The organism is Pseudomonas sp. SDO5522_S412 (assembly GCF_054071215.1).
Genome location: NZ_JBSVWQ010000101.1, coordinates 1 through 21,380 on the forward strand (window position 1 = coordinate 1; position 21,380 = coordinate 21,380).

Here is a 21,380-nt window from a genome sequence, read left to right on the forward strand (position 1 = left end):
TCCGGTAACTGGCACACCGTCATCGCGGGCAAGCCCGGCTCCCACAGTTGATCTTCACTGCCTTGAACACACCGATAAGGTTACCCATGACTTCCCAGCGCAACCTGCCACCAGACACCTCACTCACCTCCCAACGCCCTGGCTTCGTGCGGGTGCGGGGTGCCCGGGAACACAACCTGCGCAACGTCGACGTGGACATCCCCCGCGATGCCCTGGTGGTGTTCACCGGCGTGTCAGGCTCCGGCAAGTCCTCGCTGGCATTCTCCACCGTCTACGCCGAAGCCCAGCGGCGCTACTTCGAATCCGTGGCGCCCTACGCCCGCCGCCTGATCGACCAGGTCGGCGTACCGGACGTCGACTCCATCGAAGGCCTGCCGCCCGCCGTGGCCCTGCAACAACAGCGCGGTACACCCAGCACACGTTCATCAGTGGGCAGCGTCACCACCTTGTCCAGCCTGATCCGCATGCTCTACTCCCGCGCCGGCAGTTACCCGGCGGGGCAACCGATGCTGTACGCCGAAGACTTTTCCCCCAACCTGCCCCAGGGCGCCTGCCCGCAATGCCACGGCCTGGGCCGCGTGTACGAAGTGACCGAAGCCCTGATGGTGCCCGATCCTTCCCTAACCATCCGCCAGCGCGCCGTGGCGTCCTGGCCGTTGGCGTGGCAAGGCCAGAACCAGCGCGACATCCTCGTCACCCTGGGTTACGACGTCGACATCCCGTGGCGCGACCTGCCGAAAAAGCAGCGCGACTGGATCCTCTTCACCGAAGAAACCCCCACCGTACCGGTGTACGCCGGCTTCACACCGGCCCAGACCCGCGACGCCCTCAAACGCAAACTCGAGCCCAGCTACCAGGGCACCTTCACCGGCGCCCGCCGCTACATCCTGCACACCTTCACCCACTCCCAAAGCGCCCTGATGAAAAAGCGCGTGTCGCAGTTCATGCAAGGCAGCCCGTGCCCGCTGTGTGAAGGCAAACGCCTGAACAAGGCCGCGCTGTCGGTGAAGTTTGCCGGCGTGGACATTGGCGAACTGTCGCAAATGTCCCTGCTGCAACTCGCCGAACTGCTGCGCCCGGTGGCTGAAGGGCAGGGCGATAAAAAGCTCTCCGTGGAAAAACGCCTGGCCGCCCAACGCATCGCCCAGGACCTGCTCGAACGCGTCAGCACCCTGACCGACCTCGGCCTGGGCTACCTGGCCCTTGAGCGCAGCACACCGACCCTGTCCTCCGGCGAACTGCAACGCCTGCGCCTGGCCACCCAACTGGGCTCGCAACTGTTCGGCGTGATCTACGTGCTCGACGAACCTTCCGCCGGCCTGCATCCCGCTGACGGCGAAGCCCTGTTCGCCGCCCTCGACCGCCTGAAGGCCGCCGGCAACTCACTGTTCGTGGTGGAACACGACCTGGAAACCATGCGCCGCGCCGACTGGCTGATCGACGTCGGCCCGGCTGCCGGTGAACACGGCGGCCAGGTCCTGTACAGCGGCCCACCCGCCGGCCTGGCGCAGGTCGAAGCCTCGCAAACCCGCGAATACCTGTTCGCCGAAAAACGCCCGGTCAGCCAACCACCGCGCCAACCCACCGGCTGGCTGAGCCTGGAAGGCGTCACGCGCAACAACCTCAACGACCTCAGCGTGGACTTTCCCCTGAGCTGCTTCACCGCCGTCACCGGCATTTCCGGCTCGGGCAAATCCAGCCTCGTCAGCCAGGCGCTGTTGGAACTGGTAGGCGCAGGCCTGGGCCGCGTGGTGGAAACCGAAGACGAACCCAGCCTCGAAGACGACGCCCCGCAAACCAGCGGCGGCCGTATCAGTGGCGGGCTGGAACACATCCGCCGCCTGGTCCAGGTGGACCAGAAACCCATCGGCCGCACACCGCGCTCCAACCTCGCGACCTACACCGGCCTGTTCGACAACGTACGCAAACTGTTCGCCGCCACACCCGCGGCGAAAAAGCGCCATTTCGACGCCGGGCAATTTTCTTTCAACGTCGCCAAAGGCCGCTGCCCGAACTGCGAAGGCGAGGGGTTTGTCAGCGTTGAATTGCTGTTCATGCCCAGCGTGTACGCGCCATGCCCGACGTGCCACGGGGCGCGGTACAACCCGGAAACGTTAGCAATCAAGTGGGAAGGGCTGACCATCGCCCAGGTGCTGGGGCTGACGGTTGAACAGGCGGTAGAGGTATTTGCTGAAGAGCCGGGTGTGCTGCGCTCGCTGCAAGTGCTGCGGGATATTGGCTTGGGTTATTTGCGCCTTGGCCAGCCGGCGACCGAGTTGTCAGGCGGGGAGGCGCAGCGCATCAAGCTGGCGACCGAGCTGCAACGCAATGCCCGGGGCGCGACGTTGTATGTGCTGGATGAACCGACGACCGGGCTGCATCCGCGGGATGTGGATCGGTTGTTGAGCCAGTTGAATCATCTGGTGGAGGCGGGGCACACGGTGATTGTGGTGGAGCATGAAATGCGCGTGGTGGCGCAGAGTGATTGGGTGATTGATATCGGGCCGGGGGCCGGGGATAGAGGCGGGAAGGTGGTGGTGAGTGGCACGCCGCAGAAGGTGGCGAAGAGCAAGAGCAGCCGGACGGCGCCGTTTTTGGGGCGCGAGTTGGGCTGAGTTTTGCTCGACATGCGCCAGGTTCGCCGGCCGCCCTACAAGCAGCTTTGCTGATTGCCGTTTGGGTCTACAGCCTGCGGATACGCCGCACAGGCTATTTCAAGTAGCCTGTCCAAAATTGCAAAGTCGGGGGTAGGACCACATTTAAAACAAGGGTGGTCTGACCCCGATTTGTCCGACAGCAGAACATTGCAACCAAAGGAATGTTAGCCATGAGCGACCGTCACAGCGACTTGAGGGGCGATTTCATAGAGGCACTTAAGGAAATCACGACACTGATGTCGACAGCATACGAACAGCTCGGCCAAGTACCTGAAGAGCATCCGTTGGCTCAGGAAGGTTTACGGAATGGGGCTGAGATTGTTCTGGATTATGTGGATTACAACGACGCGGGAATAGCGTTCGAACACCTGCTTTACATGATAGATGAGCCGCCACTCGCCGTTTCTGACGAGTGCATAAAGGTGTTGGCTCGGATCGCAAAGAAATTGCAGATTCCATTCGTGAAGTGACGAAAATCTGCCCACTTCTTTTTCGCTAAAGGGTGGGGGGCATACAAGCTAAGCGCTGCATTCCCTTTCGACCCAAAGCTGACGCTCGCCCCGCTCCGATCAGAGGCCCGCACTAACCTCAGTATTCGGGCTTTGATAGAGGCCCATGTGAATACACCGCATGGCACGTCGAAATGATGATATCCCTTAGCCTGCGGTGGACAGGGTCAGCGTTCATGCGGGGATGCCAAAGTGCCGATATCTTGAAGGTCGCAACAGGCGACGGGAGATTGAAGTGGCCCAGGGTCGAACAGCCATTCGCTGAAGCAGGATCAGCCAGGCAGGATCCAGGCACGATAGCGATCAGCTCTGATTGGCGAGCAATCCTCATCGCGTCTGGATATCCGGGTACCACGACCGCGACGTTTCGCTTCAAATCGATGCGCTCCAGTGCGCCAGTGAGCGACCTGATCGCGTCCCCTTCCTGCAACGCTACGACGTGATTGCAAGCGGCAAACTGCTCAAGGGTGACCTGCTTGTTTTCCAGAATCGGATGCCCGATCCGCGCCACGCCGACGTAGTGATCTTGGAAAAGGGCTCGGGTGCGAATCTCGGGGGCAGACGTTCCGATCCGACCGATCTCCAGGTCGACTGAACCGTCACGAAGCGGTTGCGCGTCTTTGTTGGGTTTCGCCTCGAAACGCAGACAGATGCGTGGAGCCACTTCAAGAACGGCCTTCACCACCGGGCCAGAAAGCCATTCCATGAATGACTGGCTGGCACGAATGGTGAACGTACCCTCGACCGATGCCATGTCAACGTCACTGACCTGCGGTCGCAGAACGGCCCTGGCATCACGGGTTAACTCGTGAACCCGATCACGCATTTCTATAGCGCGAGGCGTAGGAACCAATCCTCGCCCGGCGCGCACGAGTAGAGGGTCGCCAGTTACCGCACGTAAGCGCGTAAGCGTGCGACTCATGGCCGAGGTACTGAGATTCAACCGTTGTGCAGCAAGGGTTACGCTGCATTCGGCGAGCAACATATCAAGGGCCAGCAGAAGATTCAGATCAGTGTCGCTCATGGAAGTCCCGCTTTGATAGGCATGTCAGATGAGGCGTTAGATGCAACTATATTGTGATTTTCTTGCGTCTACCGCTTTTTGTATCTCCCTCCTATAGTCAAGGTGAACGCAACGAATACTGGAGACATGAATCATGTCCACAAATGAATTTACCACCCCGCCTCGTACACTCCTCATCATCGGCGCATCACGCGGCATTGGCCATGCGATGGCTGCCGAGTTCCTGAAGAGAGGCTGGAACGTCGTCGGGACGACCCGAGGTACTGCCGAAACGCAGTTGCATGACTTGGCTGCTGAACACAAAGGCCGTGTCGAGATTGAGTCTCTGGACATCACCCAACCCGACGAAATCGAAGCGCTAAGGGGACGTCTTGCCACAAGAAGCTTCGATATGCTCTTCGTCAATGCGGGCACTGCCAATCACAACCAGGATGAAACGATTGCAGAAGTGGCAACGGATGATTTTGTTCGCGTCATGATTACTAATGCGCTGAGTCCAATGCGTGTGATCGAAGGCCTGCAATCTTTGGTAGCTGCAAGCGGGCTGATCGGCGTCATGTCGTCGGGACAAGGTAGCGTGAGTAATAACGAGAAAGGAGGCCACGAGGTTTATCGCGGGAGCAAGGCAGCACTGAACATGTATGTGCGCAGTTATGCTGCACGGCACGCCGAAGACCCTCGGGCCTTGGTGTTATTGGCGCCAGGCTGGATCCGTACAGCACTCGGAGGGCCAAACGCGCCATTCGGCCTGGAGGAAACCGTCCCGAAAATCGTCAGCACGCTGCTCTCACAGCTAGGCAAGCAAGGTCTGCGGTATATCGACCGGGAAGGTAAAACCATCCCATGGTGATCACTTATCACAGCGCCTCGCACTCGCGCCTTAAGTAGCGCAAGCGCATGAGTGCCAAGCGAGATATTCAATGAAGCTGATTGGAATAGAAGAGCACTTCCTGACTGTCGAAATACGCGATGCCTGGCATTCACTCCAGCTGGAGGCCCTCGATCCGAGCGTGGCGTTTCATTCGGGGGCAATCGAGGACCGCCTCTTGGATTTAGCTGAAAAGCGCCTCGTGCTGATGGATGAAACCGGCCTGGACGTTCAAGTTTTGTCGCTGACTACGCCTGGGCTACATGATTTCGGCGCTGACAGCGTCGCGATTGCACGACGCGCAAATGATCTATTGGCCGAAGCCGTCGCACGGCATCCCACGCGGTTTCAAGCATTAGCGACCCTCCCTGTCGCTATGCCGGAGGAAGCGGCTCAGGAGTTGTATCGGTGTGTCAGGACGCTGGGTTTCAAGGGTACGATGCTGTGCGGTAGGGTTGGGGCTCGCAACCTTGACCATCCAGATCTTATGCCTATCTTTGAATGCGCGCATACGCTGAGGGTGCCGATCCTGCTTCACCCTCGAGTCCCGGCATTGGCCGTCAGAGATGCTTACTATTCGGGGTTCGAACATCAAGTCAATGCCGCCTTTGCGACTTATGGGCTGGGTTGGCACTATGATGCAGGGATACAATTTATCAGGCTTGTTCTCTCTGGTTTATTTGACCGGTTACCTGACCTTCAGGTGATTCTGGGGCACTGGGGTGAGTTGGTGGTGTTCTACGCAGAGCGACTGGCGGCAATGGATGGCGTTAGTGGATTGGCTCATTCAATGTCCACTTACTTGCGAAGAAATTTATACCTGACCGCCAGTGGTATGTTTCTTCCGAATTACTTGGCGCGGGCCCGCGAGGTTGTTGGAGAGGATCGTTTGTTGTTTTCAACAGACTTTCCCTATCAGTACCGCCCTGGCGGCGATGCCCGACGTTTCCTGGAAAATTGCGGGCTCACTGACAGCGCTCAGGCAAAATTTGCTCATGGCAACTGGGCAAGACTCACCGGCGGCATCCCAGACAGCAATGATTGAGTTGCTGTTGATTTTGCTGAAGGGTCGAGGGACTCGGAGGGGGTAGGGCGGTTAAGCAGGCGAGTATATCGCTGTTAGCAATTGCTCGATTTCACTAGCCCACTGTGATCGCCCCCGGATTTCTTTGATAGCGAGCGACCACTCTTGGCCGATTGCTGCCCGTCGCGAAGCAATAAAATTGGCCCAGAACGAACAAGTTTTGCTCCAGAAAGCCTTCAGTGCCTGCGGAAATTTTTTGAGTGCAAAATGGGGTCATGCAAAATGGGTTCAGACCACATTTAAACCTGTGGTGGTCTGACCTCGATTTTTCATAACTCCGATTTTTTAATCAGCGAACAGTGACCCCGCCATTTACACAATCGTGAATGACGCCATCAAGCTTGCGACACAACAGCATCAGCACAGCCGAAATGTCCGGATCGCAAGGGGCTACCGCCGCACCCAGTGTAGAGACGGTAATCGACGAGCCGTCATTAATCACCTGGTCTGGCGTGGTCGACTGAATGGCCAGCCTCGCGTCACATTCAGCGATTTTTTGCGCGATCTCGGCGTTCGGGTCGAGGTTTTCCCATTCGATAATTTCCTGAATCTCCCCAGGTACCCAGTCTGGGTCGTCCTCTATTTGAATCAGAAATGGGGTGGGGGTGTGGACCAGCAATTGTGGGATGACCGTCCCATAGCCGCTCCACTCCGTCACCGAGACGTGCCACGGGGAATTTTCTCGCAGATGTCTGGCAACGTCTGACAACGTCAAACCCACCTGTTTTGAGTTGTAGCAAATGTGTGCAGAGCTCGTCATAGCGGTGCGCCTGTCGACCATTGGTTATTTGCACGCGATGCTAAAGCGCTTGTGGGTTACAGACAATTTCAAATGACCGTTCTGGCTCGATCTTCGCTGACGGGTGGTCTGCCCCGCCTACCTGCGCTCTTCAATGCTGCGCACTAACGCCCCAAAAAGCTCACCCCGCGGCATCTCGCTCAAGGGAATATTCGCCTTCTCGAACCACTCCCGATCCGCCTCTGGGTGCGGGCCGCTCAGCACCACTACCCCGTTTTCATAGGTGTAACGCGCTGCCGCTACATCACCATTCCGGTAGGTCGCAATGGTTGAAGAAGGCGAGGTCGCGTCACGCTTGGGGAAGTAAGGCCCATCCTGATAAAAGACGCTATCGGCTTTCCCATCCCACACAACCTGCACCGCCGCGTCCGCAATGCCCGCGACCTCAAACCCAGGCCTGCCCGCCTCTGAATCAAGGTCGTAGGGTATCAGGCCAAAGTTGCTGTCGTCGGCCAGATAAGCACCCATACAAAGCCCCAGGTAGCGCCCACCCTGGGCGACAAAGTCACGAATGGCCTGCACCCGCGCATCCCCCAAACTATCAAGCGCCGCAGGGATGTCCTGACCGCCACCCGGTTGAACGTAGAGGTCATAACGAGCGAGGCTTTGCGGCGTGATGTCGATCGATTCATCGGCACCTACAAAGTCAATCTGCGCATTCGGGCGGACGCGCAGCAGGGCTGTTTTGACATTCTCTGAACATCCCTCGCAGCCCGCCGGGCCTCGGTAGATAGCGACATGGGCGATGGGTGTCGCGGCGTGCACTGAGGAAGGAAGCAGTGTGAAAAACGCAAAAAGCGTCGCGGCGATGGCGTGCAGATTCATGGTTGTAGAGTCGTCTTAAAGCTGATTGGGTCCGATCGGACTTTGTGATTCGAAGCCTAAAGCCAATAGCCACTTGAAGGAGTTAACATTTGTAAAACGGCTAGGAAAAATCGGGATTGATGATCGCAACGACGGTTTTCCCATTGAAATTTATGGGTTTTCCTTTAGTGCATAAATATCGAAGAGAGCGTTTCTTCCATTTTCAGTCCCCGGAATTTTTCAGGCCGTTTGAGTCAGCTCTCGGCCATGCGCGAATGCTATCGGCCAATAGCACACACTCAAGTATCGACTATGCTTGGAGCGATTCAGCCCTGTACCTGAAGGATCTAAACAATGGGGTACCTTGTCGTTGCTCACGCGATGAATGTGAAGCCGGAGTTAGAACCACTTTCTACGTTGCCGGTGAGCATTGGTTGGTCATTGCACCAGGATGAAAACGCCACGTCGTTCTACTTAGACACGTTCAAGGCTGGCGAAGAACGGAAATGGCCCTTTACGTCTATGCCACCCATCAAGGATGTACCGCTTGAGCTCCCTCAAGAATTGGCAGCGCTATCGCGGATATACAAAGTGCTTAAGGATGCTCAGCTAGCCGACTACTTCAAGAGAGCTTTCCTGAATGTGAATTTAGCGCTGAGTAAAAGCCTTCAATTACACGTTTGCAGCTTTTGCACGGATGACGACGGGCTGGATTTTGTGTGTGTATCTTCGAATGGTGAACTGCAAAGGCTGCGTTGCGTTTGCGGTGATCTGGATATCACCTACGAGCTTGGGACGGTCATGATCCAGCCGCTTCTGATAGACGGCGTTGAAGGCACCGATGTAAGTGGTCTGCATGACCCAGAGAGCGGCATTCACGTCTTGAGTCGGAATATAACGCCCTCGTCGTTACTGCATGCAGTGGCTTCAGCAGAAACCACTCGCTTTCTACAAGCAGAAAGCCCCCCTCTGGGTCTAGGTAGCTTCGATGGTCTGGACGTCGCACCGGTAAAGATTGCTGGCTCTAAGATCGCCTCGCTGAAGCCTGAGGTGGTTGCTCAGAAAGCGTGGTGGAGGCGGTGGTAGTTGTATCGACGACTTCGACCCAAGCCAGGAGGTTTTCCGGGGAAAAGTAGCCAATTATCAGCATCGAAAAATTGGGGCCGATAACGGGGGGCAATTTTCAAAAAGCTACCCGTCACGATGGGCTGCAATCGGCCGAGACCGTGTAAAAAGGCTTCCATCGTACTTAGATCTGCAGCGTTAAATCTTCCAACCTTAATCAGTCACAGGAGCGTTCGTGGCTGGGTTTATCCTAATTATCTTGTGAGGAAAGTAATGGAGGCTCTTCAACGTGCTCCCATTCCAAATACCACTCGTATGTTTCGTTGTCAGCCTTGAATTCATGTTTAACAGTCCTGCCAAGTCTCACTAGCTTTCGAGCCATGTGAGAGGAATGTGTCTTAGTCATTCTCGGCGCTTTCATAAATGTCATCGTGTGTATGATTGCTGGAGATTTTAACGCAGGAACTGCCTGATGAAATGCTTCATTCAAGGCGAATATCGCGTCAAAGCGGACAAGATCCTGAAATGTTGGTTGTTCGATAATGCGTGTTGGAAAGTCAGCTTACTGATCGTGCCATAGGCCAGTGGAGCGTAGTCGTCTACTCTCCCTGGCCACCATCGACGGGTGTTCTGGCAGTTGAATGGCGCAGGCGTCTTCAGAACTGGTACTTGAGCCCCACCATCACGTTGCGCGGATCACCGCTGTAGTAGCTGTTGTAGAGGCCGTAGCCTGTGTAGTACTCGCGATCAAAGATGTTATTGAAATTAAGCGAGGCACTCAGGTGCTTATCGATGTCATAACGTGCCAACAAACCGACCACGGCAAAACTACCCTCCTTGGCCTCCGATTCCAGTGACTCGTTGACGAAGTATGTCTTGCCCTGCCAGATAACGTTGCCGCCAACCGTCAGGTCCTTGAGCGCACCGTTGAGCTTGTAGGTGCTTGCCAGCTTGAACTGGCGCTCAGGGCGCTGGGAGTCGATACGGTTGTGCTGCTCATCACGCGGCTGGGAATAGGTGAACCCGGTCAGTACCTGCCAGCCCGGCAATACTTCGCCGGAGGCCTGCAACTCAAAGCCCTTGGTGGTATTGGTCACACCCTCGTAAGCATCACGACCGTCGTCGGTGCTGCCTACGTACTGCGCAAAGTTGTCCTGCTTGGTCTTGAACACCGCGATGCTGGTGTTCAATGCACCGCCGTAGAACTCGGACTTGAGGCCAGCCTCGTAGTTCTTGCCGGCCATGGGCTCCAAGACTTTGCCGCTGATATCGATGTTGCTTTGCGGTTCAAAAATGTCGGTATAGCTGACATAGACCGAATGCTGCTCAGTCAGGTCATAGACCACGCCAGCGTAGGGGATGACCTTGCCGGTTTTCTTGGCATCATCATGGTCAGGGTTGGCCGGGTCAGAGTTATAACCCAGCTCGCCTTCGCGCTTGTAGTTGACGACGCGGCTACCTAGGATAACGGACAGATCGTCCGTAGGTTTGAGGCGCACCGCGCCAAAAGCGCCGACTTCCTTGATGTGATAATCCTGGGAGCTCCAGGTTACGTAGGACGTAGGGCGAGGCGCATTATTGCCCCAGTTGTCAAAGTCCACGCTCAGGCGCGCAGAGGTTGCATCGGCATTTTGCGAGAAGTAATCCGAGCGGCGGTCGCTGACATTAAGCCCCAGGATCAAGTCGTGGGTGCGACCGAGCAAGGAGAACGGCCCGGTGGAATAAGCATCCACCGAATCGGTGTTGATGACATAGGTCTTGTGGCTACGGAACAACTGGGCTTGACGGGTCGCTTGGTCTGGGTAAGGGCCCCAACCTATCAGGTTGCCTTGCAGTTGCTCGGTGTCGCCTTTCCAGTGGCTGGCTTCGACACGCAGCATCCAGTCATTGTCGAAATGATGCTCGACACCGCCAAAGTACTTGGTGCTTTCACTGTCGGCATAGGCCCATCTGGCTGCCGGGTTTTTCGAGCGGGAAAAATCGGTACGCGTGCCATCGGCGTAAAACAACGGCAACTGGCCAAAACTGGAACCGTTGGAGTTGATCTTTTGATAGTCGATACCGCCATACACCATGGTGTTGTCGCTGATGTCGGCTTCACCGATGGCGTAGAACACGTTTTTCTTCGACGAGTAGTAATCGATGAAGGAGTTGGAGTCGTCGTACGCCGCGACGACCCGACCCCGCACTGCGCCGTTTTGCGTGAGGGGCCCGGACAGGTCCATCTCAGTGCGATAGCGATCCCAGCTACCGCCACTGCCAGACACGTACCCCTGGAATTCCGTGGTAGGACGCTTGCGCACTAAGTTGACCACGCCCGCCGGGCTGCCGACGCCGCTCATCAATCCAGTGGCGCCGCGTACGACCTCCACTCGGTCATAGATGGCCATGTCCCGCACACCCAGGCCGTTGGTGTTAGTGGTGAAATCTGAAGTAGGCACGCCGTCGTACTGGAAGCTATTCAGCGCGAAACCACGGGAATAGAAGTTGAAGCGCTCGCTGTCGTCATGCATCACCGACACACCGGGGGTCTGCCCCAATACATCAGAGATTGTGCCCAAGCTCTGATCAGTCATTTGTTGGCGGGTGATCACCGTCACTGATTGTGGTGTTTGGCGCAGGGTAAGCGGCAACTTGGTTGCCGTACTCGTCGCGCCCGTAGTGTAGGACCCGGAGTTCTCCGTCGTCACACCCAGCGCGTGCCCCTGAATCGTGGTTGCGCCTAAGTTGAGCGCGTCATCGCTGGCGGATGGGGCGATCAAATAACTGCCGTCGTCGACCTTCTGCACCTGCAGGCCGCTTTGGCCGATCAGGCTTTGCAGGGCCTGCTCCACGGTCATCTGGCTGTGCAGCGCCGGGGCTTGCCGGCCCTCGGCGATATCCGTGGCGAACAGCACATGGCTGCCGGTTTGTTGCGCCAGCGCATTGAGGGACTTATCCAGCGCTTGCGCGGGAATATCCAAGCGGTAGGTGGCGGATTGCGCATTGGCGGCCCCCGCCAGTAACAGGCTGGAAGCCAGTAATGCCAGACGTTGCACTCGCGTGTTCTTACCCATTGTGATCCCCAGTGATGAAAGTGCTCTCTATGGGCAATGGCGTATGACGCTGTAGGAATCTTGATGTCGTGTTGAAAATAATTCTTGTCTGTTAGCGAGTCTTGTTAAGAATCACGCGGCCATCGGCGGTACGTATCAGGCTCACCGGTAGAATCCGCGGCAGCATTTCGATCAGTGTCTCGACGCTTTTGCTGTCGAACTCCCCCGACAGGCGCAGTTCACCGGTGGCTGTATTGGCCACTTTAATACGCTGCTCGCGGTACTGCTGAAGGTCGCGCACGACCTCACTCAGTGGCGTACCGTCGAAGCGCAACTTACCCTGCTGCCAGGCCGTCAGCGCCTCGCGGCTTGCCGGTGCCACCGTGCCGACCCCTTCAGCGGTGGCACGCACCTGCTCGCCCGCCTTCAGCAGGCGTGGCGCGGTGTGGTCATTGTTGACCTCGACACTGCCCTCGATCACACCCACATCCACCCCACGCTCATCGCTGCGTAGATTGAATATTGTGCCTATGTCCCGCACTCGTACGCCCTGGCTACGCACAATAAACGGCGAATCGCCATGTACCACGGTGAACATCGCTTCGCCGTTCAGCAATTCCAATTGACGGCTGCGCAGGCGTTTTTCGATACGCAGATGAGCGCCGGAATTGAGCATCGCCAAGCTACCATCCTGCAAACGAACTTCCTGACGTTGGCCGATGGCGACCTGCACATCCTCCGTCTGCCAGGCCGGATCCAACTGCCACAAGCCACCTGCCAGCGCCAGGACCAACAATCCGGCACCCAGGGATATCTGTTTGCTGCGGCGGCTTTTGGTGAAGGCTTTACCTTCGGCCAGCAAGGTTTCCTTGGACGGCACGCGCTCACGCAAAGCGTCCGCGAACGGCTGCAGCAGATCGTTTTTGGGGTCACGGGAAGGCGAGGAATTCATGGGTTTTTCCGAAGGGCTCGGCGCGCCGGCTCCCAATGCTGACCGATGGTCTTCATGGCCCGCCCAAAATGCTGGGTCACCATGTTCACCGAAATTCCCAGCTCCTCTGCGATCTCCCGTTGCGACATGTCATGGATGCGATGCAGCAGGAATACCTGCCGCTGACGCACGGGCAATGCCTGGATGATGTCTAGCAACGCCGCCAGCTGCTGCTCGAAATCCAGCGCCTGGGCGCCGTCCCAATCGTCGACGCTCAGGTACTCGGGCACATGGCCATTTAAATGAGCCTGCCGCGTACGCTCGGCGCGAATACGGTCGATGGCGCGGTTGAACGCCGTTTTACGCAGGAACGCCAAAGGCGTGGCGATGGGGTCGCGGGGTGGTTTCTCCAGCATCTGCACGCACACTTCATGCATCAAGTCGCGTGCGAAGTCTCGGCCGTGGAAGCGACGCTTGATGTAGTCAACTAGGTCGTCGTAATGGAGAGCCAGGGCGGCCATCAGGGGGTGATGTGTGGGCATTCCGAGAACTGGCGTTTATGAGAATAGATCTCATCATAAAGGGTTGAGGGGGAGATAGCGAGGGGGAGTTCAAGGCTACTGCTGACGTGCCGATAAATTTCAGATTTAACGTAGACGCGCACACTTCAATTTTGGCGAAGCGTTTTTACACACTCTGGGCCGATAGCAGCCGGTCGTCCCGTAGTCTGCACGCCATCTGTTGAGCTGGCAGTATCAGCCCGAGGAGGGGAGATCAAAGTTGATCCAGGCGCGGCCATTTGCATGTGGAACAGCAGGATCAGTCATGTGATTGTCCTTCTCGGCTCGTACTGTCCGCCTTCAATCGTCAATTGTCCTGGTTCTAACCGGGACGTGCTTAACCACCATTAGCCCGGTTGAACTGCCAACGCGTGGAACGACCCGCTATGCCGGCAAGTCTACCTGTATCTACTCATGGGTAAGGTACAGCGCAATGGATAAGACAATCACCGTCGATCAACTAGCGACCACCGACCTTGGATCAATCAACGAAATATGGCTTGGCGGGACGCATACCCAGCTATGCCTATGGCGTGGCGAACAGGTCTTCACCCACGAGATGATGAGCGAGGGCACCCACGATCAGAATGTCCAACGCTTGTGCTTGCAGTTGGTCAACCCTGACGATCAAACCGCCTTAGCCAGCGTTGAGGTAATTGTGCGCGAACGGCTGAAAAAAATGGGGAAGGAGGGCGAGTTTTACCCCGCTGAGGAGGCTGATACTCATCAATAAGAAGAGGAGTATCGGCCATTTATGGGGAGTTGATCCAAGGCCTGTTGTCGCTTGGAGGCGTATCTTTCGATGGTGATCCTGGATCGCTTAGGGTGACTCACTCAATTCAGTAACACCACGGAGCAGCAAACAGGTTATGGATATCGAATTTCGCGATAATCGCATGCGTGATAACCCGTCTGTAGGTACATGAATCGCCCCTGATTTCATAGGCGCGTTATGGATTCAACCGGTTTGTGTAGCCATCCAGGTCAAAAAATCATGGAGCTGAGTCGTAAATTTCTTTGGCTTGGCATCCGGGTTCCTTGCCTGGGACAAGAAAAAAGAGATCTGCATTCTCATACTCGGGTAATGCTGAACAAACTGCTCGACAAGCTCTTCCAGTGTTTGCGGCCACATCAGGTCCTGTTCAGAGCGAAGCACTTGAGTTGACCGGATGAGTTTGCGCGAAGCTTCGCGCTGCAAGCGCAGCGATTGCGTCGGTGTGGTCGCCTGTTCGATAAGGTCGGCATACCGGGTCAGTACGGATTCAAAGTCACCATTCACGGCAATGGCGATATCGCGCGACGGCTTGAACCGGTCGAAGCGTTGGGTCAGATCATTGCCCCATAAGCAACGACAGTGATGCTTTAGCCAATACCCCCAGCTCAATCGATTGTCAGGTGCCACTACTTCAGAAAGCGTACCGATATCGAAATCGATCTTGGTGACTTCGGCATGCCGACTTTCCAGCGTGCGCCTTTTCGACTCCAGCATTTCCAGATCCTGCGAGGTAGGAGGGCTGTGCAGAATAAGGGTTAGGTCAAGGTCAGAAACCCCCGGCACGGCGTCGCCTCTAGCGACACTGCCATAAAGATAAATCCCGTCCAGCAAAGGTTCCGGCCGCGCGAGCGTCATGCAAACGTCCGTCAGCAAAGCCTGAAACTGTGGCTGCGTCTCGACGTTGGACACGGCGAGGATATAACCGTCCGCATCAATGCCACGAGGTTGGAGTCGTTCCATGAAGCCGTCCGTGAGTGGTGCTCAGTAAAAATCGGGGTCAAACCCCATCAAGACGTGCGCCGGCCTTCCAGGCTGGAAAACACGTACATACCCGCCAGCATCGCCACTACGAAGATAAGAAATTGCCAGTGCCCGGTAAACAGAAGGGCGACCGCAGGCCCAGGGCAGATACCCGAGAACAAACACGCTGACGGACAGCCCGATCAAGGCGCCTGCGCCTAATGAAGCCCAAGGTGTGAAGTTGATCCAAGCAATGCTCATTTTGCAGTTCCTGCACAGGAGAGTGGGTGAGGGCTGTTGATCAGCGAACCATCATAACCATCCGCGCGGGTCGGGGTCTGCGCAAGTCAGATTTTGCTGCCGCCCCCCATGGAATGGGTGAAGCCCTGCTTCCAGTACTAAAGGAGGTGTCAATGCCCGCTAAAGGACCATTTCGGTCTGACGCCATAGGTTTAGGCTCAGCTTTGTGATCGTCAACGATGACAACAAGACGTGCCGCATCACCTGCGAGATGAGTAGAAAACCTCACTGACTCCCGTGTCTCCATAATAAAAAGAGGATTTATCATGAGTAGCACCTTCTTCATTCCCTCCGTGAACATGATGGGCATTGGCAGCCTTGACGAGGCGATGCTCGCAATCCGCAAGTACGGGTTCCGCAAAGCCTTGATCGTCACCGATGCCGGCCTGGCCAAAGCCGGCGTGGCTGCCAAGGTTGCCGGCCTGTTGGCCCAGCAAGACATCGACTCCACCCTGTTTGACGGCGCCAAACCGAATCCGACCGTCAGCAACGTGGAGAAGGGCCTTGAACTGCTGGCCCGCAGCGACTGTGATTTCATTATTTCCCTGGGCGGCGGTTCACCCCACGACTGCGCCAAGGGCATTGCCCTGTGCGCCGCCAACGGTGGGCACATCAGCGACTACGAAGGCGTCGACCAATCCGCCAAACCACAAATGCCACTGATCGCCATCAACACCACTGCCGGCACGGCGAGTGAAATGACGCGTTTCTGCATCATCACCGACGAAGTCCGCCACGTGAAAATGGCCATCGTCGACCGCAACGTCACCCCCCTGTTATCCGTCAACGACCCCTCGCTGATGGCCGCCATGCCCAAAGGCTTGACCGCCGCCACCGGCATGGACGCACTGACCCACGCCGTCGAAGCCTACGTGTCGACGGCGGCCACGCCGATCACCGATGCCTGCGCACTCAAAGCCATCGAACTGATCTCGGCCAACCTGCGCACCGCCGTTGCCCAGGGTGACAACATGACCGCCCGGGAAAACATGGCCTACGCGCAATTCCTTGCCGGCATGGCCTTCAACAATGCTTCGCTGGGGTATGTACACGCCATGGCGCACCAACTGGGCGGGTTCTACGACCTGCCTCACGGCGTGTGCAACGCGATCCTGCTGCCCCATGTTTCGAGCTTCAACGCCAGCGTGTGCCCGGCCCGGTTTAAGGATATCGCTCATGCGATGGGGGTTGAGACTCAGCAACTGGATGCGGAGAAGGGCGCTGCGGCGGCCATCGCGGCGATCCGCAAGCTGTCTGCGGATGTGGGGATTCCGAGCGGGCTCGTTGAGCTGGGTGTAAAGGCTGACGATATTCCGACACTGGCAACCAATGCGATGAAAGATGCCTGCGGCTTTACCAATCCGCGTCCTGCCAATCAGGATGAGATCGAGCAGATTTTTCATACGGCGATGTGATTGATGTGAAGTGATGCTGGAGAGAACGCCCCGCCTTTGGTTGAAGTGCGGGGTGTTTTTGTTGGCTGACCGATAGGGTTGGAGTGGCTCACTGGCTGGCCGGCGGTCTGTCACGAGGGGCAACTGTCGGCCAAAAGCTGACGGTGGCTACAGGCAGAAATCGACCCAAAGCGAACCGTCGCGACAATCAAGTCTTGCCTTGCTGCCTGTTGACGGAGTAGGAGGTTGACGTAAAATCGCCGCCCCCAAAAATAGCGCGTATGGCGAGAAGGAGCTTAGATGCAGCGGGTGATGATTATTGGTCAACCTGGGTCGGGCAAAAGCACTTTGGCGCGTGAGCTTGGTCTGCGCACGGGCTTACCTGTCGTTCATATAGACACTATCCACTGGCAGCCAGGGTGGGTTGAACGAAGCCGGGACGAGAAAACGCGCCTTTGTTCCGAGGTCGAGGCTCGTGATCGATGGATATTCGAAGGCGGCCATTCCGTTACTTGGGAGAATCGGGTAGCGCGCGCAGATCTTTTGATATGGATTGATCGTTCGGCGACGCTTCGATTTTGGCGCGTGCTGCTAAGAACGCTGCTCCAGCGCGGCAGCTCTCGTCCCGATTTGCCGGACAACTGCCCAGAACTGCTGGCGAATCTGCCAGAGTTTTTGAGATTTATGTGGCGGACGAAAAAAACAGCGCGAGCGAATATGCAGCGGCTGGTGGCGACGGCACCATCAACATGCCGCGTCGTTCGCCTGCGCTCTAATCGAGATACCAACGTGTTTCTTTCGAGCATTGGCTATTTGAGCGGTCAGATTCCACGAGATTGATCGACGGCTGACGGCTGCGGTATGGAAACTACCGATTGCGAACGGCCGCTACTGGCCGAAAGCCGACATTCAGCATAGCCGGAGAAAAGCAAGGCCCTGGCACGTGTGCCGTCGCTGAGGCGCTGTAGATGCCTACGACGCCCCAGCGGCTAATCGATTGTGTGCACTGAACGGTAAGTGCTATTGGACTACGTCTGACTTCAGCTACACGGCACCTCCCGATCCATCAGCTTGCCCATCAACAGCACCCCCAACTCACTAAGCTGGTGAATAGCCAACGCCACATCACGGTCTTTCCCGCTCAGATCTTCCGACAGATCAAGCAGCAACGCGCTGACCGAGGCAAAGGTTTCATAGCTATTGGTAATCAGACTTTCACTGCTGGCATCAGCAGCCACACTGAACAACGCACCCGACGGCGGGGCGGTTTTGGCGGAGGGGGGATTGAGATAGTGATCCAAGGCACGTTGCGCGGCTTGGTTGAGTTTCAAATCGGGAGATCCCGGAGGATTCGGCGTTACCTTGAACATCGTTAAGTTCCTTGCTCGGGCTTCCACCCCGTTGCTACTAAACGAGGGGGTGGCAGCTGTACGCAGGTTAGTAGACCGGGGGAACCTAACAAAAACCGGCGCGCCCGAGGGCGCCCTACGCACAGCCACCATCAAGCACAGACAAGGACGTCCGACAGATGAAGCTAATGCACACGTTAGGTTGGACCTCGGGCTACTAAACCCGATCACTGAGTTTTCAGCGACCGAGCAACCTTAGAGACGCCCACCCAGGTGCACAAGCCGGCGGATTCTGACGCAACTGTAGGCAATGGAGCAAGGTGCGGTGCTCACTGCCTCCAGCCACGGGACTGAATTCAATCAGTCCCGCTTTCCTCGATTAAGCAGGCTGGGCCGCCAGGCTATTACTCACCTTGCGCCCCAACACCAGCACCGTCACAAACCCGGCACCCACCAACGCGGTCGCCAAACTCAACAGCACCGACGTCCCCATCTTGTCGACGATCTGCCCGCCAAAGAACGAGCCCACGGCAATGATCACCTGAAACAACGCGACGAACAGCGGCATGCCACGTTCCACATCCTTGGGCGCCACCACGAACATCCAGATGCTTGCGCAGGCCGGGAAGGCACCGAAAGCAAAGCCCCACAGTGCGATCAGCATTACTGCGCCGCTCATGCCGGTGGCGAAGTAGGGGAACAGGGCGGTGCTGGTGCCGATCATCAGCGCGACCAGCAGCAAAGTGTGGCGCACGCTGCGGTTGGCGGCGAAGCCGGCGAAGACGTTGCCCATTACGCCGGCCACGCCGTAGAGCAGCAGCAGGGAGCCGATGGTCGGGCCGTCGAAGCCGGAGCTGTTTTTGAAGAACGGCGCGACGTAGGTGTACGCGGCAAAGTGCGCGAGGCCGATCAGCAGCACGGCGATCAAGCCGACCCGGGCTTGTGGGTTGATGAACAGGGCCGGCAGGTCGGCGATGCGAATGGCTTTCTCCGGTTCGAGGCGGGGCAGCAGGAACATCTGCGCAAGCAATACCGGGATGCCCACCAGCGCGGTAACGAGGAAGGTCATGCGCCAGCCCATCAGGCCGCTCAGCCAGGTGCCGACGGGTACGCCGAGCACGGTGGCCAGGGTCACGCCCATCATGATGATCGAGGTGGCTTTCGCGACGCCCACGCCCTTGGGCGCCAGGCGGCCGCTGAGGGCGATGGCGGTGGCCCAGAAGCCGCCGATGCTGATGCCCAGCAGTACGCGGCCGAACAGCAGCAGGCTGAAGTCGCTGGCGTAGGCCACCACCATGTTGGCGATGATCATGATCAGGGTCAGGCCGATCAGCAGGTAGCGACGGTCCATGGCGCCAATGCCCACCGACAGCAACGGGGCGGCGAGGGCGGCCATGATGCCGGGCAGGGTGACCATCAGGCCGGCATGGCCGGCGCTGATGCCCAGGTCGGCGGCGACGTCGTTGAGTACGCCTACCGGCAGGAACTCGCTGGTGACCAGGGCGAAGGCGCCCACGGCAACCGAGAGTATCGCCAGCCACTGCTGCAGGACGGTTTGTTGATTATGTTCGGGGAGGCCGCTAGGGGCCCGGCTTGCGCTTGGCATGGTGTCGGGTTCCGGGAGGAGATTTCGCCTGCGGACAGACGGGAGGGGGAAAAGTGGAGGTGATTATAGGAATGGGTTTTGGTAAGCCAATAGGCGACCGGTTCGATAGTAATCATCAGTCTCGTTGATAAGACTGCCTGCGTAGAGCGTTCTCTTCCGTGTAGACCCTCTCGATTGCCCATGGCCCGACTCCGCGCGTAATCCGGCCCGATCCCGCGCGCCAGAAAAAATCCCCCGCTGCATCCTGAGCCTAGGCATGTCGGTTTTTGCTGATGTGCCGAAGCGTTTCAAGGCCGATCAAACAATAATAAAGAGGTGCTTATGCCCGTGCTTCATCGCCCTTCATCCCCGGTTGAACGCAGCGCGCTTCATGTGTTGGTGTGTGCGTCGACACTTGCGCTGTCGTTAACCGCCTGCGCGGCCACCCCGGATCCCGCGAAGCCTTATCCCCATGCACAGGAACCGATCGGCGACGTGCAGGCCATCTATGACGGCAGGCTCAGCGAGGACTTGGCCGTCACTACCTTCCGTAATACCGACCGGTTGTTCCCGACGCGCACGATCAAGGCCGGCGGCCATCCGTTCCCGTTACCCCGCAGCAGCCAGCCACTTGGGCCGGTTGCCTTTGACTACAAAGGCAAGCATTACAGCCTCGATGACTACGTGGCGATCAACCGGGTAACCGGGCTGTTGGTGCTCAAGGACGGCAAGATCGTCGATGAGCGTTATGAAAAAGGCAACACCGCCGACACCCGGTGGATGTCGATGTCGGTGGCCAAGTCCATCACCTCGACGCTGGTGGGCGCGGCGCTACAGGACGGCGCCATCAAGAGCCTGGATGACAAGGTCACCCGTTATTTACCCGCGTTGGCCGGTAGCGGTTATGACCAGGTCACCGTGCGCCAGATCCTGTCGATGCGCTCCGGGATCAAGTGGAACGAGCAATACACGGACCCTACCTCGGACGAGCGCCACTTGATCAAACTGCGTAGTGAACAAGTGCCCGGGTCGCTCCTCAAGTTCATGGCCAGCCTGCCCACCGCCGCGCCGCCTGGCACTCGCACCAACTACAGCACCGGTGAAACTCAAGTGTTGGGGCAACTGGTGAGCGCTGCGGTGGGCAAGCCACTGACGCAATACCTGAGCGAGAAGATCTGGGCGCCTTACGGCATGCAAACCGATGCCAAGTGGTGGCTGGATGGTCTTAATGGCAATGAAGTGGGCGGCAGCGGTATCAGCGCGACGCTTGAGGATTACGGGCGTTTTGGGCAGTTCGTGCTTAGCGGTGGCAAGGCCGGTGGGCAGCCAGTATTGCCTGAAGGCTGGTTGAGTTTTGCCAGCGCGACTACCGGTTCAGATGCGGCGTACGGTGACTTTGCGTCCATGTGGTGGCCAGGTTGGACCGACGCCTCCAAAGCGGATAAAGCCTTTACGGCGGCCGGTACGTTTGGTCAGTACCTCTACATCAATCCGACCAGGAATGTGGTGATTGTGGTGTGGCAGGCGCAGACCAAACCCACGGGTGGCAAGGTGATCGACGATATGTTTGCCTTTGATGCGGTTGCCAAAGCGCTTCAGTAACCGCGAAGTACCTGTGGCGAGGGAGCTTGCTCCCGCTGGGGCGCGCAGCGGCCCCAAAAAATGGGCCTGCTGCGCAGTC

General features: G+C 57.6%; 18 protein-coding genes and 1 pseudogene. 9 read left to right on the top strand and 10 right to left on the bottom strand.

Annotated features, from left to right (window positions below; genetic code table 11):
• Nucleotides 1-86 precede the first annotated feature (86 nt).
• Together ACW9I6_RS19515 and ACW9I6_RS19520 are read left to right on the top strand one after the other, a co-directional pair.
• Nucleotides 87-2,615, top strand: coding sequence for an excinuclease ABC subunit A (locus ACW9I6_RS19515; RefSeq protein ID WP_457339686.1), 2,529 nt, complete (start codon nucleotides 87-89; stop codon nucleotides 2,613-2,615).
• A gap of 212 nt (nucleotides 2,616-2,827) precedes the next feature.
• On the top strand, nucleotides 2,828-3,127 hold the full coding sequence (locus ACW9I6_RS19520) for a hypothetical protein (RefSeq protein ID WP_457339687.1): 300 nt from the start codon (nucleotides 2,828-2,830) through the stop codon (nucleotides 3,125-3,127).
• Between the two features lie 118 nt (nucleotides 3,128-3,245).
• Here ACW9I6_RS19520 and ACW9I6_RS19525 read toward each other — a convergent pair whose 3' ends face one another.
• On the bottom strand, nucleotides 3,246-4,190 hold the full coding sequence (locus ACW9I6_RS19525; RefSeq protein WP_457339688.1) for a LysR family transcriptional regulator: 945 nt from the start codon (nucleotides 4,188-4,190) through the stop codon (nucleotides 3,246-3,248).
• Nucleotides 4,191-4,323: 133 nt separating this feature from the next.
• On the opposite strand from ACW9I6_RS19525, the gene ACW9I6_RS19530 reads away from it, so the two are divergent.
• Together ACW9I6_RS19530 and ACW9I6_RS19535 are read left to right on the top strand one after the other, a co-directional pair.
• Nucleotides 4,324-5,040 carry an SDR family oxidoreductase gene (locus ACW9I6_RS19530; RefSeq protein ID WP_457339689.1) on the top strand — a complete coding sequence of 239 codons (717 nt, stop codon included), beginning with the start codon at nucleotides 4,324-4,326 and terminating at the stop codon, nucleotides 5,038-5,040.
• Between the two features lie 70 nt (nucleotides 5,041-5,110).
• The gene (locus tag ACW9I6_RS19535; RefSeq protein WP_457339690.1) at nucleotides 5,111-6,103 is read left to right on the top strand and encodes an amidohydrolase family protein; all 993 of its coding nucleotides are present in this window, start codon (nucleotides 5,111-5,113) and stop codon (nucleotides 6,101-6,103) included.
• A gap of 328 nt (nucleotides 6,104-6,431) precedes the next feature.
• Here ACW9I6_RS19535 and ACW9I6_RS19540 read toward each other — a convergent pair whose 3' ends face one another.
• On the bottom strand, nucleotides 6,432-6,902 hold the full coding sequence (locus tag ACW9I6_RS19540; RefSeq protein ID WP_457339691.1) for a hypothetical protein: 471 nt from the start codon (nucleotides 6,900-6,902) through the stop codon (nucleotides 6,432-6,434).
• A 117-nt stretch (nucleotides 6,903-7,019) separates the two neighbouring features.
• Entirely contained in the window at nucleotides 7,020-7,766 is a 747-nt protein-coding gene (locus ACW9I6_RS19545; RefSeq protein WP_457339692.1) for a BPL-N domain-containing protein, read from the bottom strand.
• A 333-nt stretch (nucleotides 7,767-8,099) separates the two neighbouring features.
• Between ACW9I6_RS19545 and ACW9I6_RS19550 the strand changes: the two genes are divergently transcribed.
• Nucleotides 8,100-8,831, top strand: coding sequence for a hypothetical protein (locus ACW9I6_RS19550; protein WP_177019861.1), 732 nt, complete (start codon nucleotides 8,100-8,102; stop codon nucleotides 8,829-8,831).
• 635 nt (nucleotides 8,832-9,466) lie between these two features.
• Here ACW9I6_RS19550 and ACW9I6_RS19555 read toward each other — a convergent pair.
• From ACW9I6_RS19555 to ACW9I6_RS19565, 3 genes are all read right to left on the bottom strand, one after another.
• Nucleotides 9,467-11,866, bottom strand: a complete 2,400-nt coding sequence (locus ACW9I6_RS19555) for a TonB-dependent siderophore receptor (RefSeq protein WP_457339693.1) — start codon at nucleotides 11,864-11,866, stop codon at nucleotides 9,467-9,469.
• 91 nt (nucleotides 11,867-11,957) lie between these two features.
• Nucleotides 11,958-12,797: a FecR family protein gene (locus tag ACW9I6_RS19560; protein ID WP_457339694.1), complete on the bottom strand. Its 840-nt coding sequence runs from the start codon at nucleotides 12,795-12,797 to the stop codon at nucleotides 11,958-11,960.
• The gene (locus tag ACW9I6_RS19565; RefSeq protein WP_003210521.1) at nucleotides 12,794-13,297 is read right to left on the bottom strand and encodes an RNA polymerase sigma factor; all 504 of its coding nucleotides are present in this window, start codon (nucleotides 13,295-13,297) and stop codon (nucleotides 12,794-12,796) included. The genes ACW9I6_RS19560 and ACW9I6_RS19565 overlap by 4 nt, the downstream gene beginning before the upstream one ends.
• A 472-nt stretch (nucleotides 13,298-13,769) precedes the next feature.
• On the opposite strand from ACW9I6_RS19565, the gene ACW9I6_RS19570 reads away from it, so the two are divergent.
• Nucleotides 13,770-14,069, top strand: a complete 300-nt coding sequence (locus ACW9I6_RS19570) for a hypothetical protein (RefSeq protein WP_401194363.1) — start codon at nucleotides 13,770-13,772, stop codon at nucleotides 14,067-14,069.
• Nucleotides 14,070-14,294: 225 nt separating this feature from the next.
• On the opposite strand, the gene ACW9I6_RS19575 is transcribed toward ACW9I6_RS19570, so the two are convergent.
• Together ACW9I6_RS19575 and ACW9I6_RS19580 are read right to left on the bottom strand one after the other, a co-directional pair.
• On the bottom strand, nucleotides 14,295-15,071 hold the full coding sequence (locus tag ACW9I6_RS19575; RefSeq protein ID WP_457339695.1) for a nucleotidyltransferase domain-containing protein: 777 nt from the start codon (nucleotides 15,069-15,071) through the stop codon (nucleotides 14,295-14,297).
• Nucleotides 15,072-15,118: 47 nt separating this feature from the next.
• Nucleotides 15,119-15,247: pseudogene (locus ACW9I6_RS19580) on the bottom strand (DUF6691 family protein); the annotation flags it as partial.
• Between the two features lie 390 nt (nucleotides 15,248-15,637).
• Between ACW9I6_RS19580 and yiaY the strand changes: the two are divergent.
• On the top strand, nucleotides 15,638-16,786 hold the full coding sequence (gene yiaY, locus ACW9I6_RS19585; protein WP_177008673.1) for an L-threonine dehydrogenase: 1,149 nt from the start codon (nucleotides 15,638-15,640) through the stop codon (nucleotides 16,784-16,786).
• A gap of 279 nt (nucleotides 16,787-17,065) precedes the next feature.
• Nucleotides 17,066-17,605: an AAA family ATPase gene (locus ACW9I6_RS19590; RefSeq protein ID WP_457339696.1), complete on the top strand. Its 540-nt coding sequence runs from the start codon at nucleotides 17,066-17,068 to the stop codon at nucleotides 17,603-17,605.
• A gap of 200 nt (nucleotides 17,606-17,805) precedes the next feature.
• On the opposite strand, the gene ACW9I6_RS19595 is transcribed toward ACW9I6_RS19590, so the two are convergent.
• Together ACW9I6_RS19595 and ACW9I6_RS19600 are read right to left on the bottom strand one after the other, a co-directional pair.
• Nucleotides 17,806-18,135 (bottom strand): DUF6124 family protein, encoded by a 330-nt coding sequence (locus tag ACW9I6_RS19595; RefSeq protein ID WP_457339697.1) that lies wholly within the window; start codon nucleotides 18,133-18,135, stop codon nucleotides 17,806-17,808.
• 358 nt (nucleotides 18,136-18,493) lie between these two features.
• Nucleotides 18,494-19,720 (bottom strand): MFS transporter, encoded by a 1,227-nt coding sequence (locus ACW9I6_RS19600; protein WP_003209751.1) that lies wholly within the window; start codon nucleotides 19,718-19,720, stop codon nucleotides 18,494-18,496.
• Nucleotides 19,721-20,041: 321 nt separating this feature from the next.
• Between ACW9I6_RS19600 and ACW9I6_RS19605 the strand changes: the two genes are divergently transcribed.
• Nucleotides 20,042-21,301, top strand: coding sequence for a serine hydrolase domain-containing protein (locus ACW9I6_RS19605; protein ID WP_177028428.1), 1,260 nt, complete (start codon nucleotides 20,042-20,044; stop codon nucleotides 21,299-21,301).
• Nucleotides 21,302-21,380: the final 79 nt, after the last annotated feature.

Excerpts from the sequence above, each read along its gene's own strand:
- ACW9I6_RS19600 (WP_003209751.1), bottom strand. The coding sequence starts at position 19,720 with ATGCCAAGCGCAAGCCGGGCCCCTAGCGGCCTCCCCGAACATAATCAA.
- ACW9I6_RS19590 (WP_457339696.1), top strand. The coding sequence starts at position 17,066 with ATGCAGCGGGTGATGATTATTGGTCAACCTGGGTCGGGCAAAAGCACT.
- ACW9I6_RS19525 (WP_457339688.1), bottom strand. The coding sequence starts at position 4,190 with ATGAGCGACACTGATCTGAATCTTCTGCTGGCCCTTGATATGTTGCTC.
- ACW9I6_RS19540 (WP_457339691.1), bottom strand. The coding sequence starts at position 6,902 with ATGACGAGCTCTGCACACATTTGCTACAACTCAAAACAGGTGGGTTTG.
- ACW9I6_RS19605 (WP_177028428.1), top strand. The coding sequence starts at position 20,042 with ATGCCCGTGCTTCATCGCCCTTCATCCCCGGTTGAACGCAGCGCGCTT.
- ACW9I6_RS19515 (WP_457339686.1), top strand. The coding sequence starts at position 87 with ATGACTTCCCAGCGCAACCTGCCACCAGACACCTCACTCACCTCCCAA.
- ACW9I6_RS19570 (WP_401194363.1), top strand. The coding sequence starts at position 13,770 with ATGGATAAGACAATCACCGTCGATCAACTAGCGACCACCGACCTTGGA.
- ACW9I6_RS19560 (WP_457339694.1), bottom strand. The coding sequence starts at position 12,797 with ATGAATTCCTCGCCTTCCCGTGACCCCAAAAACGATCTGCTGCAGCCG.
- ACW9I6_RS19595 (WP_457339697.1), bottom strand. The coding sequence starts at position 18,135 with ATGTTCAAGGTAACGCCGAATCCTCCGGGATCTCCCGATTTGAAACTC.
- ACW9I6_RS19565 (WP_003210521.1), bottom strand. The coding sequence starts at position 13,297 with ATGGCCGCCCTGGCTCTCCATTACGACGACCTAGTTGACTACATCAAG.
- ACW9I6_RS19545 (WP_457339692.1), bottom strand. The coding sequence starts at position 7,766 with ATGAATCTGCACGCCATCGCCGCGACGCTTTTTGCGTTTTTCACACTG.
- ACW9I6_RS19520 (WP_457339687.1), top strand. The coding sequence starts at position 2,828 with ATGAGCGACCGTCACAGCGACTTGAGGGGCGATTTCATAGAGGCACTT.
- ACW9I6_RS19530 (WP_457339689.1), top strand. The coding sequence starts at position 4,324 with ATGTCCACAAATGAATTTACCACCCCGCCTCGTACACTCCTCATCATC.
- ACW9I6_RS19550 (WP_177019861.1), top strand. The coding sequence starts at position 8,100 with ATGGGGTACCTTGTCGTTGCTCACGCGATGAATGTGAAGCCGGAGTTA.
- yiaY (WP_177008673.1), top strand. The coding sequence starts at position 15,638 with ATGAGTAGCACCTTCTTCATTCCCTCCGTGAACATGATGGGCATTGGC.
- ACW9I6_RS19555 (WP_457339693.1), bottom strand. The coding sequence starts at position 11,866 with ATGGGTAAGAACACGCGAGTGCAACGTCTGGCATTACTGGCTTCCAGC.
- ACW9I6_RS19535 (WP_457339690.1), top strand. The coding sequence starts at position 5,111 with ATGAAGCTGATTGGAATAGAAGAGCACTTCCTGACTGTCGAAATACGC.
- ACW9I6_RS19575 (WP_457339695.1), bottom strand. The coding sequence starts at position 15,071 with ATGGAACGACTCCAACCTCGTGGCATTGATGCGGACGGTTATATCCTC.